General features: G+C 61.1%; 5 protein-coding genes. All 5 read right to left on the bottom strand.

The features are described 5' to 3' along the window. Positions 1-527 precede the first annotated feature (527 nt). Genes GBZ48_RS13145 through GBZ48_RS13125 form a run of 5 tightly spaced genes read right to left on the bottom strand, consistent with a single transcriptional unit; the run spans position 528 to position 15,687 of the window. A complete protein-coding gene (locus GBZ48_RS13145; protein WP_174471471.1) occupies positions 528-2,627 on the bottom strand; it encodes a site-2 protease family protein in 2,100 nt (699 codons plus the stop codon). 3 nt (positions 2,628-2,630) lie between these two features. Beyond that, positions 2,631-4,034: an efflux RND transporter periplasmic adaptor subunit gene (locus GBZ48_RS13140; protein WP_209798237.1), complete on the bottom strand. Its 1,404-nt coding sequence runs from the start codon at positions 4,032-4,034 to the stop codon at positions 2,631-2,633. Between the two features lie 13 nt (positions 4,035-4,047). Further along, a complete protein-coding gene (locus GBZ48_RS13135; RefSeq protein WP_174471470.1) occupies positions 4,048-13,308 on the bottom strand; it encodes a VCBS domain-containing protein in 9,261 nt (3,086 codons plus the stop codon). Positions 13,309-13,351: 43 nt separating this feature from the next. Next, on the bottom strand, positions 13,352-14,161 hold the full coding sequence (locus GBZ48_RS13130; protein ID WP_174471469.1) for an efflux RND transporter periplasmic adaptor subunit: 810 nt from the start codon (positions 14,159-14,161) through the stop codon (positions 13,352-13,354). A 2-nt stretch (positions 14,162-14,163) separates the two neighbouring features. Then, positions 14,164-15,687: a TolC family protein gene (locus tag GBZ48_RS13125; protein WP_174471468.1), complete on the bottom strand. Its 1,524-nt coding sequence runs from the start codon at positions 15,685-15,687 to the stop codon at positions 14,164-14,166. Positions 15,688-15,873 lie beyond the last annotated feature (186 nt).

Genomic DNA, 15,873 nt, shown 5'->3' with positions numbered 1-15,873 from the left:
TATTACAGCATGCGTCAGTCAGTCAGGCTAATATTCATCTCCCGAACACAGCCATCAAGCGACCGGGTTACTTGCTACAGTGACTTCGAAACCACCGATGGGGTCCAACATTATGAGCGCTGGGATGAGTGAGCGCAATTCAGTGATGAGATGATCCAGGCTTTCGCCGTTGAGCGCAACGAGGACAGCGCGATGTGTGTTCGCTGAACAACGCCAAGGATAACCTGAACCGGAATCAGACCTCGTCATCGTTGGGTGCGCCCGATCGTCCGGTCGGGGCATAGGCGTCCTCAACGGGCAGAGGCGGCACCGGCGCGGTAGGCAGCTTCTTCCCCTCTGTGTGGTCGCGGTGACTCCATACCGACCACCGGTGGCAACGGTGGGCTGCACTGTCTCCACACGCGGCCGCCCCAGCGAATTGTCTCATCGTCAAACCAAGGCAAAGCAATCCGCACGCGGTGGCGACCAGTTCGTCGTAGTGAACCGCCCCGACATGTTGCGGTTAACCATTGCATTGATCTATGCAGTCAAAACCCTGCTTCACGCACAAACAGACCGATGGCGGATTTCAGAAAATCATCAGCAAGAGGTTTGGAATCGCCGAATACGACAACGTCACCTCGCTGCAGCATCGGCTGAGGGGATTGTTTCGGCTCTGCCAATGACAAGACAACTCGATAGAGGGCGGTTTCCGGGACCAGTCCGCCGGCTGTCTCCCTGACCAAGGTCTTTCCACCAGATGTGGATGCCAGAATTCCCTCCGGTAGAACTCTCGCCGCATCTTGGTCGATGAAATCGACTTTGAGAGAAACCCTATCTATACCCGATTGCTCCGGATAGAAAACCGCAAGATCGCCAACAGAGAGTCGGGTAATTTCGCCCTCCGGAAGGTAAGTGATCACCTGCCAAGACGACAGATCGGCGATGGATGCAATTGCTTCTTTCTTCTTTATCCAAACATCAGGCTGAATACCTGGATCGGAGAGGAGGAAAACCCCAGCGGAAGGCGCCTTTATCTGATAGCGGCTCTTCTCGGAAATCATGCCAGCCAGCTCGGCCTCAAGGCGGGCACGTGTTGCCTGGATCAAAGGCAACTGCCCGCGCAAATCGGCGTTCACGCCGGCGGCGTTCGTCTGCCACGACGCGGTCATTGCCTGGACCGTCTTCAGCCTCTGGCGATAGGCGAGGTCGGGCGCCTCCAATTCGAAGAGCACATCGTCCTTGCCGACAACGTTGCCTCCGACAATCGGCATCTTGACGATGCGCGCACCATCGGGCGCATACACCGAGTAGTAGTTGGTTGGCCGAAGCAGCCCCTGGCTGTGGATGCGCCGGTCCCATGGCACTACCCCAGCGGTGATCAGCACTGCAAATGCGGCAATCAAGACCACCACGCGCCGCGCCGCCAGGATGCGTGCTGCATTCCGTCCCCACACGGCAAACTCCTTCCAGACTGGCTGCAGAATAAACCACCAAAGCTCAATGGCACCTAGGAGCGGGCCGATTGGTTTGGGAGCCATGGAGTAGACGAGAACGGCAATGCCGGAGAACACCACAAGCCGGTAGATCCCTGTCACGGCGGCGAACAGGATCAAGCCGTGACGCAGACGCCTTGGCAACGCCTCCGGTGGCTCGTCGCCCAAACCGAACAGCACTTCACGCAGCCTCCAACGCGCGAGCGCAAAAGAACGCTGGTGTAGGTTCGACACGCCCAGCCAATCCATCAGCAGGAAATATCCGTCGAACCGCATGAATGGCGATGCGTTCACCAGCACCGTGGTGATCCAGGTGGTGGTCGCAAGCATGAACAGCCCGCTTCGGATCAGCCCGTCCGGCACCACAGTCCATAGGGCTGTCGCCCAAGCCGCCAGCAAGAGTTCCGTTCTGATGCCGGCCGCGCCGACGGCAAGGCGTTGCCCGCGGTTGTTGAGCCGCCAGACCTCCGTCACATCGGTGTACGCGACCGGGAACAGCACCAGAAAGGCCACGCCCATCGTCGGCACCCGGCAGCCATACCGCTTGGCGGTGAAGGCATGTCCCAGTTCGTGAAGAAGCTTGGCGAACACCAGTGCGATCAGGAAGCCGGCAAGCCCCTGAGGCGAAAATGTATCCACCAGTGTGGTCACGAAGGTTTCCCACTGGCGGGAGATTTCCATGATTCCGCCGATGAGCGCGGCCAGGGTCAGCCACAGAAAGCCGCGGGAGAACAGCGGCTCGACCAGCGGCAGCATACTTCTCAACCAGCGATCCGGACGGCAGAGGGGCAAGCGGAAGAACAGGTAATGGTGCAGAATCCAAGTGGCGAGGGAGGTTTCGCGTTTGGTTGCCTGCTCCCGATACCAGCGGGTTCCCTGTTCCGTCGGATTGCAGATCAGTTCGTTGTCGACCAGGAAACGCAGGACATCCTTCACATCATCGCGCTCCGCGACAATGGTCGTTTCGGCATCGATCGCCGCTACGATGGCATCGGGGTCACCGAGGTCCCATCGGCACAGCACCTCGAAGCTCAACCAGTCTAGGCTGAAAAAGGCGTTGCGGACCGGATCGTGCAGCGCCCAGGTCGGTGCACCCTCCCTGGTCGGAAGGCCGGGATGCAGTGTCAGTTCCTCCCGCAACGGCGGCAGCATGGCCTACAGACCCAACCACGCCCGCGCATCGGCGAACGGCCGGCGCAAGGCCCAGTAAACCAGCGGGACCTGCTCACCCTCCAGTTTCGCCGTCCCTTTCAGGCCGGTGCGCGCCGTCTGCGGCTCACCCGTCAGCGTCGCGCGGACGCGGTAGGCATAGTGGCCATCGGGGCGGCGCACCGCTTCGTGGGCAATGTAACGCAGCGACGCGCTCAACGGCTGGAGGGGATCGGCGTTCAGGTAGAGTGTCACCGGAGCGCCGGAAGGAAGTGGAACGGCATTGGCCGGCGCCAGCCACGCCTCCACCTCCACCTGCTTTTCGTCGGCGACCATCATCACCCGCTCTCCCGTCACCAGAGGACGGCCAATCCACTCCGTCGGGTCGTCGAAGAGCGCGATACCGTCGCGGGGAGCAGTGACGATGCTCCGGCTCTCCAAGCTGCGCAAATAGTCGACTTCCACACTCTTTTCAGCGACCTGCCCCTGCAGAACCGCCAAGTGGGATTTGCTCTGTTCATCGAACAGGGCTTGCTGGGCGCGCTGCCGGTACTCGGTGCGGACGGTTTCCAACGCCTTCTCGGCGATCAGCAGCTTGCTGGCGACGCTGGTGCGATCGAACGTGAAAAGAGGGTCATTCGCTTTGACCCTCTGTCCCGGTATGACCGCGATGCTGTCGATCACACCGTCCAGAGGTGACCGGACGATCGAAGGAGCGAGCGGCACCAACTCCGCCGGAGCCAACACCGTCAATTTGACCGGTATGAAGAGGGTGCAAATGGCTGCCGCGGCCGCCCAGAGCTTCAAACTTCCGACCCAGCGCAGGAACCGTCCTCGACCGCTCGAGCTTCGCGCCTTGTCCCCGGACCCGGAATGCCGACGCCAGAGACCGCCGCGCTGATGAAGCGCCCAGGCATGCGCCCAGGTTGCGGCCCACTCCGCCGCCAAATCCGCCTCCGCTTGCGTCCAGGGGTGGCTTCGAGCCAGGAGCAGCGCTCCACCGGGAGCGCCACCAGGAGCGCCTTTCCCCGAACCCTGCAGCGGGAGCCAAAGCGCTTCCGGCGGCAACCACTCGCCCCACTGGGCAGCACCATCGATCGGCAGATCTCCGGCCTCTATCGAGCGTGGGCTCTCCCTCGACTGCGTGCGATCCAGATGGCGAAAGATGGCTTCCAGCCACTGTACATAGGGGATGTTCGCCTCGACGGAGACCACACCGGACAAGGTGTGGACCCTGCCGTCCAGCCACAAGGCAGCTTGGCGGTAAGGCGCCAAGCCGTGGGTCTCGTTCACCAGGACAAAGGCGAGTTCCGCCCGGTCACGCGCCTGCCGGGCTCGCTTGCCGAGATGGAGCAAGGCAGCGAGCGCCTCCGTCTCGGCGCTCACCGGCCGAACGTCGTCCAACATCATCTGAAACCATCCATTATGCCAAGCGCCCGCCCGACTTGCTCATCCGGCTGGCGAGTGAGGTTTCGCGCGCCTGATGGATAAGTCGTTCGCGATCCGCTTTCCAAGCATGAAGGCCGTGACCTTTAAGCTGCTGGGCCAAGCTCGGCTTGCCAAGGAGTTGCGTCTGACGTTGAGGCACATCGCCGACCTTCAGGTGAACCATGGTCTCCGCTTGGCGCCCAACCCCGTCACGGGCGACGACCTTAACCTGGAGGTCACCCCTGTAACCTTCAGGAGGAGTTCCGGTGAAGGCTCCCTTTACCGGGTCGAACTTCAACCAGGATGGCAGCGGCTTTCCGTCGATCAGCGCGGCGCTCATCTCGACCCGCGCATTGGGATCGGTGTGCTTGAACGCATCCACCGGCAAGATGTAAGCGATCGACCCGGTCCCGGTTGGGATCAGAACATCCGGGATTGGCTTGTCGACCCGCAGTTCGTATTGGGGGTTCTGGCGCACCGCATCGTCCGGCCGGCTTGGAAGCGCGTTGGCCGAGCCGATCTCTGCCGGTACGATCGCCGGGTCGACCAGCGGAGCGAAGCCGGCGGAAGGCTGCGGCGTTACCACCGGCGAGAGAGCGACAGGCGTGGGAGCCGGGGCGGATTGAACGACCGGCGTCGCCGCGGCCGGCACTTCGGTTACGACAATCGGGGCCGGCGTGGTCTGCGGAACAGCAGGCGTTACCGGCGTGGCGACCACCTGCGGAACGGTCGGCGTCACCGGCGTGGGAGCGACTTCCGGGAGGGTCGGCGTCACCGGCGTGGTGACGACCTCGGGGACCGTCGGGGTGACCGGAGTAACCGTGACTACCGGAGTAACCGGGATGGTTGGAGGCTCTGGCACGGTAGGAGTGACAGGCGGCGTAACGACCACCGTGGAGGGCGTCGGTGCCACATCATTGTCGGTGATTGTGGCGGTGCCAGTGCTCGCGCCGATGGTCAAGGTGAAGGTTTCATTGGCTTCTACGTCTCCATCGTCAACTGTCGGGATCGTGACGGTGAAGCTGGTCACGCCGGCAGGAACGCTGATGGTGCCGGCTGTGGCATCGTAGGTTACGCCGTTGCTGAAGGTCGGAGCGATGCCGAAGTCCGTTCCGGACGTCGCCGTCACCCCGGCCAAGCCAAGCACAAAGGTCTCTGCAGCGGCACTCGCATTTGACAATGTAACGGTGAAGACCGCGCTTTGACCCTCAGGAACGGTGATGCTGTTTGCCGTTCCATCTCCGACATGAGCGATGGTCGGCCTGTCGTCGTCCAACTGAGCCGGATAGCCGGTGTCGGTGCCGGTGTTGGCGATACCGGTGGTGTTGGTCGACAGATAGACCGAGCCGGTGCCGTCGTCCTTGATCGTCGCCGTACCCTCGGCGGTGGTGCCGGAGCTGGCCCTGGTCACCACCAGCTTGAAGGTCTCGGAACCCTCATAGGTGCTGTCGTTGACGATGCTGGTGCGGACCAGCAGCGTGCTGCCGGTCATGGTGACGTCGCTGCCCGCCGTGTAGCTCGTCCAGGCCGTGCCGTTGTAATACTCCAGCCCGGTGCCGAAGTCGGCCGTGCTGGTGGCGGTGCCGTCGGTCAGCGACAAGCGCACCACCTGATTGGCGCCACCGCTGACGGTGAACACCGCATAGGGCGAGGCCTCGTTGACCGAGATGCTGTTCACCGTTACGGCGCGGTCATCGTCCAGATAGGACGGATAGCCAGTGTCGGTGCCGGTGTTGGCTGTTCCGGTGGTGTTGGTCGACAGGTAGACGTCGCCGGCAGCATCGTCGCGGATGGTCGCGGTGCCCTCGGCCGTTGTGCCGGAGCTGGCACGGGTGACCACCAGCTTGAAGGTTTCGGAGCCCTCATAGGTGCTGTCGTTGACGATGCTGGTGCGGACCAGCAGCGTGCCGCTAGTCATGGTCACGTCGCTGCCCGCCGTGTAGCTCGTCCAGGCCGTGCCGTTGTAGTACTCCAGCCCGGCGCCGAAGTCGGCCGTGCTGGTGGCGGTGCCGTCGGTCAGCGATAGGCGGACCACTTGGTTGGCGCTGCCGCTGACGGTGAAGACCGCATAGGGCGAGGCCTCGTTGACGCTGATGCTGTTCACCGTCACAGCCCGGTCGTCGTCCAACTGAGCCGGGTAACCAGTATCGGTGCTGGCGTTTGCCGTGCCGGTGGTGTTGGTCGACAGATAGACCGAGCCGGTGCCGTCATCCTTGATCGTGGCTGTGCCCTCGGCCGTCGTACCGGAACTGGCGCGGGTCACCACCAACTTGAAGGTCTCGGAGCCCTCATAAGTGCTGTCGTTGACGATACTGGTGCGGACCAGCAGGGTGCTGCCGGTCATGGTCACGTCGCTGCCTGCCGTGTAGCTCACCCAGGCCGTGCCGTTGTAGTACTCCAGCCCAGTGCCGAAGTCGGCCGTGCTGGTGGCGGTGCCGTCGGTCAGCGACAGGCGGACCACTTGGTTGGTGCTACCGCTGACGGTGAAGACCGCATAGGGCGAGGCCTCGTTGACGCTGATGCTGCTCACCGTCACAGCCCGGTCGTCGTCCAGATAGGATGGATAGCCGGTGTCGGTGCTGGTGTTCGCTGTCCCGGTAGTGTTGGTCGACAGGTAGACCGAGCCAGTGCCGTCATCCTTGATCGTGGCGGTGCCTTCAGCCGTCGTGCCAGAGCTGGCGCGGGTCACCACCAGCTTGAAGGTCTCGGAGCCCTCGGAGGTGCTGTCATTGACGATGCTGGTGCGGACCAGCAACGTGCTGCCGGTCATGGTGACGTCGCTGCCCGCGGTGTAAGTCGCCCAAGTGGTGCCGGTGTAGTACTCCAGCCCGGTGCCGAAGTCGGCCGTGTTGGTTGCGGTGCCGTCGGTCAGCGACAGGCGGACCACCTGATTGGCGCCGCCGCTGACGGTGAAGACCGCGTAAGGCGAAGCCTCGTTGACGCTGATGCTGTTCACCGTCACAGCCCGGTCATCGTCCAGATAGGACGGGTAGCCGGTGTCGGTGCTGACATTTGCCGTGCCGGTGGTGTTGGTCGCCAGATAGACATCACCGGCAGCATCATCGCGGATGGTTGCTGTGCCCTCGGCGGTGGTGCCGGAGCTGGCGCGGGTCACCACCAGCTTGAAGGTCTCGGAGCCCTCGGAGGTGCTGTCGTTGACGATGCTGGTGCGGACCAGCAGCGTGCTGCCGGCCATGGTGACGTCGCTGCCCGCGGTGTAAGTCGCCCAAGTGGTGCCGGTGTAGTACTCCAGCCCGGTGCCGAAGTCGGCCGTGCTGGTGGCGGTGCCGTCGGTCAGCGACAGGCGGACCACCTGGTTGGTGCTACCGCTGACGGTGAAGACCGCGTAGGGCGAGGCCTCGTTGACGGTGATGCTGTTCACCGTTACGGCGCGGTCGTCGTCCAGATAGGACGGGTAGCCGGTGTCGGTGCTGGTGTTCGCTGTCCCGGTGGTGTTGGTGCTGAGATAGACCGAGCCGGTGCCGTCATCCTTGATCGTCGCGATGCCTTCGGCCGCCGCAGTTTGACCGGTCAGAGTGGCTTTCAGCTTGAACGTCTCGGCACCTTCATAGACGGCGTCCTGCTCTGCACGAATATCCACGCGGACAAGGATTTTGCCGTTGGCATCAAAGGTCGGAAGGGCTCCGGTCGTGGTGTAATCGACCCAATCGAGCCCATCCCAGACCTTCAAGGTCTGGCTCGTGTTGATCGAGGCGCTGACATTCTCGAGCGTCAGGGTGACCGTCTGCCCGGAGTTGCCCGTCAGGGTGAAGATCGCATAGTCCGACCCTTCGTTCACGGTCGGGCTGCTCACCGACACCGACCGGTCGTCATCGAGAGCGGACGGGTAGCCGGTGTCGGTGCCGACATTGGCGGTGCCAGTGGTGTTGGTGGCGAGATAGACCGAGCCGGTGCCGTCATCATAGATGGAGGCAGTGCCGTAGACGGTGGTTCCCGAACTCAGCTTCGTAACACCCAGGAGGAAGGCCTCCTGCCCCTCGTAACTGCTGTCGTTGGCGATGCTGGTGCGGACCAGCAGCGTGCTGCCGGTCATGGTGAGATCACTGCCCGGGGTGTAAGTTACCCAAGCGGTACCGTTGTAATACTGCAGGCCGGTTCCATAGTCGGCTGGGCTGGTTGCGGTGCCGTCGGTCAGCGACAGACGCACCACCTGATTGGCATTACCGCTGACCGTGAACACGGCGTAGGGCGAGGCTTCGTTGACGGAAATGCTGTTCACCGTCAACGGCCGGTCATCGTCAGGATACTGCGCAATGCCCGTGGTATCGGCCGTGAAGCTGGTGTTCGTCGACAGGTAGATGGCACCGGTCCCATCGTCGATGATGGTGCCGGTGCCATTATAGTTTGCACCGGCCTTGTTGCTGGCGACCAGCTTGACGGTTTCACCACCCTCATAGAGGGAGTCGCCGTAAACGGCCGTGCGGACCAGCAGCACGTCGCCGGTGGGAATGGTGACTGCGCCACCGGTATAGGCGGTCCAGGCGGTGCCGTTGAAGTACTCCAGGTTCGGCGACAGATCGGCACCGATGGTGGCGTCGCCGCTTCCAGTCCCGGTGCTCTGAAGAGCGAGCGTCACCTTCTGGCCGGTTGTGCCGTCCACCTTGAAGAGAAGGTAGGGCGACGTTTCGTTGACGGTGCTTCCCGTGACCGTCAAAGTCCGGCTGTCGGCGGTTACCGTCACGTCGACGGTGGAGAGCGCCACCAGACCGGCGGAGTCCGTGGTCTGGACCGTCAGCAGATCGATGCCGCTGTAATCCGTCGCTCCCTGATAGGAAAGTGTGCCCAGCGCGCTGTTCAGCTGCGCCTTGGTGCCCGTCAATGTGAGCGTGGCCCCGCCATTGGTTCCGGACGAAACGAGGGCGCCGTTCAGGTTGCCGACCGTGAGAGTACCATTCTGCACGGTCAGCTGAACCGTCAGGCTCGCATCGTCCACATCCGCAACGCTGATGCCGGACAGAGCGACACTGGAGCTTTCCGCAACCGTGATCCCGCTCGACGGTACCGCATTGGCCGGCGCGTCGTTTGCGCCCTGGATGGTGACGGTCAGCGTCGCCGTGCTGGACGCGCCGTTTGAATCGACCATGCGATAGGTGAAGCTGTCGGTCAGCGTCTGTCCGAACGCCAGAGCCTGGACCGTGGCATTGCTGTTGTCGACCGTATATACGTAACCGCCGTCGGCCCCCAGTTTCAAGCTGCCGTAGCTGCCCGCGACCGCGGTCCCAGTGGAAGAACTGGTACCCGCGCTGACCGCGCTTGCCGAACCGGTCAAGCTGCCGCCGGCCTGGACCGCATTGACCGCCCTCGTATCGCCATTATCCACATCGGTGTCGTTGATCAGCACGCTTCCGGACGGGTTCACACCGACCGTACCGTTTGCATAACCTCCGGATTCACGGGCAATCGCGGTGTCGGCAACGGCAACCGGAGCATCGTTCGCTCCAGTGATTGTAATGGTAAGGGTAGTAACGTCTTCACGCAACGCGGTGGAGTTCGTGACACGATAAAAGAAGACATCCGTCAGCGTGTCCGACGACAAGCGCAACGCATCGACTGCAGCATTGCTGTTGTTCAATGCGTATGTGTAGGCCCCAGTGCTGCTGATGGTCAGGGTACCGTAAAGTCCGGTAATTTGCGTTCCACTACCGACTGCCGTTTCACTGCTGTTGGAGCTGCTACGTGCCGCCGTGACCGACAATGTGCCGGTGTTGGAGGGCGTGGTATCGATGCCGGTCAGCGGCGAACCGGTACCGGTGACCACGTTACCGGTCACGTTGGTGCTGTTCTCAGCAATGGTGTTCACGTCGGCAACGGCGTGAGGATCATTGGTGCCGGAGCCGAGAACCGTGATCGTCAGGGTCGCATCGGCGGTAGAGCCAGCACTGTCCTGCATCCGGTAGCTGAAGGTCTCCGTCGCTTGCTGTCCCTCGTTCAGGTTCGCGTTGTTGGCCGTCGGCGTATAGGTGTATCCGCCGTTGGCTGCGATCGTGAGCGTGCCGTACCTACCCGTGATGGTCGTGCCGGCTGCGGCGGTAAAGGACAGAGAGGTGTTCGACCCCAGCAACACCGCAACGGCGTTGTTGCTGCTGTCCTTGAGAGTGATCGTGTTCGTCGAGGTGTTTACCGAACCGACGAGTGTCCCTGCTGGAATTCCCGTACCCTGCACGGACATCCCGACGTAAACGGTGCCGGCATTGTCCAGCACCACCGAAGCGCTGGGTTGTTGAGTTGTGGAAGATCCATAGACAGACGTCGCAATATCGTTGTTGGAGTTTGTATTATTGGTAAAATGCAACGTAGCGCCGGACGGGATGCTGGTGGAAACAATGCCGCTCAGCTTTACTTGCAATGTTGAAGAGTCGTAGATCGACACGGACAGGTTGTTATTGGACACATCCTTAAGGAATACCTTGTTGGACGAATTGTCCAGGTAATAAACGATACTGCCTGTAATGGAGTTGCTCGACGGAGCGGAAGTCAGTGTAATGTAAGTGTTGGTTGACGCGGCTGCAGGCGTACTTCCAAGAGCGGTGGAAAAAATTCCCGTGACGGTTTTCGTTTCCGAATAGGCGTCCTTGTCGGTGTCGTTCGACAGAACGTTGCCCGTCGCCTTGTAGCCCGTCGTGTCGGTGTTGGTGTAGTTGCCGGACCCTGCGATCGACTCTTTTGCGATGTTGTAATCGTTGACTGCCACCGGCGTGTCGTTCACGCCTCTGATGGTGATGGTCAGTGTGCTGCTGGCAGTGAGGTTGCCAGGATCGGCGATGGTGTAGGAAAAGCTCTCTGAGAGCACGTCGGTCGATTGGCGCAGAGCCTGGACCGCAGCGTTGGTGTTGTCCAGCGCATAGCTGTAGGTGCCGTTCGTCTGAAGGGTCAGCGTGCCATACCGGCCAACCACCACAAAAGGCCCCGTCCCGGTCGTTGCACCGACACCGGACGCAGCCACCACCGTCCGGGTGTCTCCGTCGGGATCGCTGTCGTTGGTCGAAACATTTCCGGTGACGGTTGCCGTGTCCTCGTTGATGGCGTTGGTGTCGGCAACAGCGACAGGCGCATCGTTGACGTTGTTCACCTTGAAGGTGATGGTGTTCGGCGTCGGATCGAGATCGATGCCTCCATTGGCCGTACCGCCGCTGTCCCGCACCTGGAAGGTGAAGGTGGCATAGGTGGCGCCGAATGCATCGGTCGCTGGCGCGAATTTCAGCTTCGTCAGGTCGGTGGCCAGAATCTCCTGGCCCGCCGTAACGGCAGTTCCGTTCAGCGTCAGCGTGCCGGCGGACGGCAACGTGGTGATGACGACCGACTGCAACGAATTGGCCGGATTGTCCGATGAATCGGTAAAGCCGAATTCGCCGGCCGAGAAGGTGTGGCTGGTGTCCTCGTCCATCGTAATGGTTTTGTCGGTCCCGCCCGGCGCGTCATTGACCGGCGTGATGGCGATCGACAACGTCGCGGTCGCCGACACCTGACCGTCACTCACCGTATAGGTGATGGTGGGCACCGGGCCGGCATAATTGGCGGCAGGCGTGAAGCTGTAGCTTCCGTCGGCCGACAGCGTAAACTGCCCGACATTGGCGATGGTGAAGGCTTGGCCAAGTGTCCCGGCGCTGCCGTTGATGCTGAAGCCCGTGACGGCCAGGGCGTTGCCGTCGGCATCGCTGTCGTTCGTCAGCACATTGCCGGTACCGGCCCCGCTGTCCTCAAGAATGGTCAGGCTGTCATTGGTCGGTGTGGGCGCACGGTTCGGCACGACAAGCGAGTTGAGTGCGGAGTCCACGCGATCGGAGGAGCTTCCAACGAACTTGTACGTCTTCGTGACGCCATTATCCGTGAAGCTGCCTGCGACAGACAGATTATTGAAATAACTCTGATCGACGACAAGAATGAAAGCGTTGTTGTCTGCGGCATTCCGGTCGCCATCCATATTGCCGTCTTGGGTGGCGGTGGACAGATTACCAAAGTTCGCATCATACCAGAAGTAGAAGCCGCGGACGATGCCCTGATCCTTGATCGGGCGGCTTACCCAACCGTAATAATCGCTTCCGTTGATGCTTACTTTGGCAACGACGTCATTACCGGAGAAATAGCTGGAAAGCTGCCCATCGGTAATGACTGTGACACCCAGGGACGTGTCGATGAAGTGATGGCGATTCTGCTCCTTTTCAGCAAGGAAGCCGGCCCCGGTATAGACCTTGTAAGCGGTCAGAAAGGACAGCGTGGCGGTCTCAACCTCATAGGAGATCCCATCGATCACAACGGATTTGTGGTCGTTCTCCACCGCGATCCGAGCCTCGTCCACATAGTTGACGGAGATGTTCAGGACCTTGTCGGAGAACGCCTCGCCTTCGTCACCGGCCGTATCGGAGCCGGGGTTCAGCCGGTTGTCGATGGCGTGACCATACTCTTCGACCAGAGCCCGCACCCGGGTACTGTCATCGGCCTGAGCATTCCACCAGTCATGGTTGACGAGAATGGTTGGGGTCCCGTTCGGACCGCTGGCTGTGAACGCCGCAAAATAATTGCCCATGGCAGCACCATCGACGAACTGAACCGTCAAGTTGAAGCTGCCATTGAGCACTTGGCCGCGTAGGGCTTCCGCACGAGCCATCCAGTCCGCACTTGGTGTGGTTTGCGCGCCGGGGAAGAGCGCGGCCAACTTGTCGAGCCCGTCAGCCGAGCCAAGAAATGACGCGATCGCCTGCTTGGCCTGCTCTTCAACCGCTGACAGATGCGCTGCATCAGCCGACGCCACGTCGGTGGCGTTCGCAAGAACGGCCTCCTGACGCGTCGTTTCGGACTGGCTGCTCGCATCCGGCTCGGCGGTCTGGTGAATAGTGGTGTCCGACGAGGTCGCCGACTGCTGGCCTGTGGCGGGAGCCACGGTTGTCGAGCTGTTCCCCTCTGCCTCACCGGGTTGGATCCCACTGGGTTGGGTGTTGCCGGTATCGCTTGTCGGCGCCGCCCCGCTGGCAGTCGACGTCTGCGTGCTGGCTTCGCTCGGCGCTGTCTCAGTGGGCGTCTGCGCCGGCTGCGTCGCCTGACTGGTCGCGGTTTGAGTGTCGACCACCGGCACCGGCGCGGCTGCGGCTTCGGTGTGTTCGGCTGTCGGGCTGTCATTGACGGCCGCCGTCGCATCTACGACGGCAGCTCCGTCAAACATCATGCGGGGCTCAAGGCGCCGCGCGCTCGGGCCGTTGCGACGAAGGGCGCGGCGATGCACGAAGGGCGGCGTCTTCATGATGGCTTTTCTTCCTCTTTCCCGAACCTGAAGTCCCAGTTGATTATTGTTGTGCAGGTGGCGTAATGAGAATTTGGCCACTCATGCCGGCGAGCAGCTCCGGGTACTTGCCGTCGACCACCGCAACAGCTTTCACCGATTGGCTGACGGGATCGACCCTTGCGGCGGTTCGCACCAGCTTCACCGGATACTCATTCCTGGTGTCGTCGATCCGTACCTTGAAGCTGTGCCCAGGCTTGAACCAACTCAACCACTGCGAGGGCACGATGAATTCAAGCTCGAGGATGCTGTCGTCGATGATTTCGATGAGAGGCTGAGCTGGCTGCACGAACTGCTGTTCGCGGGCTTTGTGTTCGACGATGCGGCCATTGTACGGGGCCGTGAGCTTGCACTTCTCCATCGTCGTACGAAGGTAGGTGACGTCGGCCTTGGCTTTGGTGACCTCAGCCTCGCTGTTGTGGAGCTCGACCATTCCAACCGCGTTCAGCTTGGCCAGCCGTCTCTGTCCATTGAGCATATTCTCCGCACCTGCCTGCTGCGCCCGAGCCTTGTCGAGCTGTGCTGCCTGCAGGGCGCAGTCGAACTCCAGAAGGACGTCACCGACACGGAACGATTGGCCGTCACGCAGCGCGACACGATTGATCTTGGCCGCGATCTCCGCCGACAGCGTGGCATAGCGCTGTGGCGTCAACTGGGCGCGCATTTCAAGTGGGTTGAACCCAGCGCCGGGCAGCGATTGTGCTGCAGCCGGCACAGCCAGCGTCACGGCGCCGATTATGGCCGCAGCGACTGCCGCCCTCGTCACCACCGTGCCATTCCAGCCGGCGCGGCCAGCCCTCTGATGCCTTGCCATAGTCACACCTGGTCCTGAAGGAGGACATGAAGCTTCTGCTTCAGATCGTCCAAGGTGATATCGTCCAAAGCACCAATATCCGGTTCCTGGCCGAGAGATGCCTGGATCCGGCTGATCGCCTCATTGACTTTGGCGACCGAATGATAGAGGCGCAGCGAGCTCAAGATCGCCGTCACATTCGCCGACACACGCTCCAGCGATCCGCCCATCTCACTCTGTTCCTGGCTTCGGGCCAGTTCAGCCAGCTTGTTGTCGACGTCGGAGATCGCAATGGCACGGTTGTATTGCTTCAGTGCATCGTCATAATAATACCGGGCGAGATGCAGCTGAGACAGCACGGCCATCTGGAGCGCCATGCGTTTGGCCTCATTGGCAGTGACATTCATCTCGGCAGCACGGATTTGTGCCGGACCTGACAGAAGATTGAACAAGTTAAAGGCGACGCGGCTGCCCGCCTCTTGCCAAACCTGATTGATCAGGTATTTGTCACCGTCATACTTGTAGCCATAGTCGAATGACAGGTTCGGCAAGAGCTTTAGCAGAGCTTTACGGGTTTCCACTGCGGCGATGCGGGTACTGTAGACCTGCTCACGCAAGTCGGCGTTGTTGAGAAGCGCAACCTCCTCCATCTTCTCGACGTTGGAGGACAGCGCCTTGAAAGCGAAAGAGTCCGGTTCGACCAAACGGATCCGCGACCCTGGCTTGGCCCCGATCAGAGTGGCAAGCTCGATCTCCGCCACCGCCAACTCACGATCGACGTTCTCAAGAAGACGCAGATTCTCCAGCAGATTGCGTTGATAGCGCAGAGGCTCGGCCGGGCTGCGAATACGGTCGGCCGACATCTTCCGTGAGTCGGTCAGTGCCCGTTCGGCCTCTTGGATCGTCGATTGCACTTCGTTGCGAAGGCGCTGAGCCGCCAGTGCGCGCCAATAGGTGGTGCGCACATTCTGGATCAGCAGGTGCATGGCCTTGCGGCGGCGCTCGTTGGCGACCAGCAGACGGTCGGCGTTCTGATTGGCGTTGTAGTAGCTGACGCCGAAATCGAGGATGCTCCAGGACAAGCCGATATCGGCAGTCGCTCGCGTTCTATCCGTTGAGATCGACGGATTTGCCAGCGATGGCGCGCCGGTCACGGAGTCGATCGAATCCCGGATATTCTCTTTGTCGCGCCAGGTGTAGCCGGCGGACGTCAGGAGGCGCGGCAGCATGTCATACTTGCTGGCATCCAGTTGCCCGGCGGCCAAGCTCTGTTCCATCAATCTCGTGCGGTAATCGAGGTTCTGCTTGAGGGCACGCGCAACCGCTTCTTCAAGCGTGATCGAACCGGATATCGCAACAGTACTTTTCTCGATAGCAGCCCGATCCGTTGATACGACAGCGCTCATTTCCGAAGATGTCAACGGCTTCGGAGCGATGGCACATCCAGTAATGAGCGTAGAGAGCAATATTGCAGCGCCAACAGATTTGGCGGCATTCGCTGCCTTGCCCTCGTTGAACGTCATCGACTGAGACAACACAGCAAACATGATCTTGATGCCTCGCTTGAATACCGACGGAGAGCTGCTTAGTTTTCTTCTGGTCGCCGATATGGATGTTTTGTACGTGTTACACCACCGAGCAGAGATTGGAGGTGCATCGGTTGGACTCCAAAATATACGGATTTTCCTAAAATGCTATTGATTGGTTAAATTTCTATTTCCAAGACGTCATTG

Source organism: Azospirillum melinis (genome assembly GCF_013340935.1).
GTDB classification, from domain to species: Bacteria; Pseudomonadota; Alphaproteobacteria; order Azospirillales; family Azospirillaceae; genus Azospirillum; species Azospirillum melinis.
Note: the sequence above shows the minus strand (reverse complement) of the source record. Positions and strands in the feature narration are given on the sequence as shown.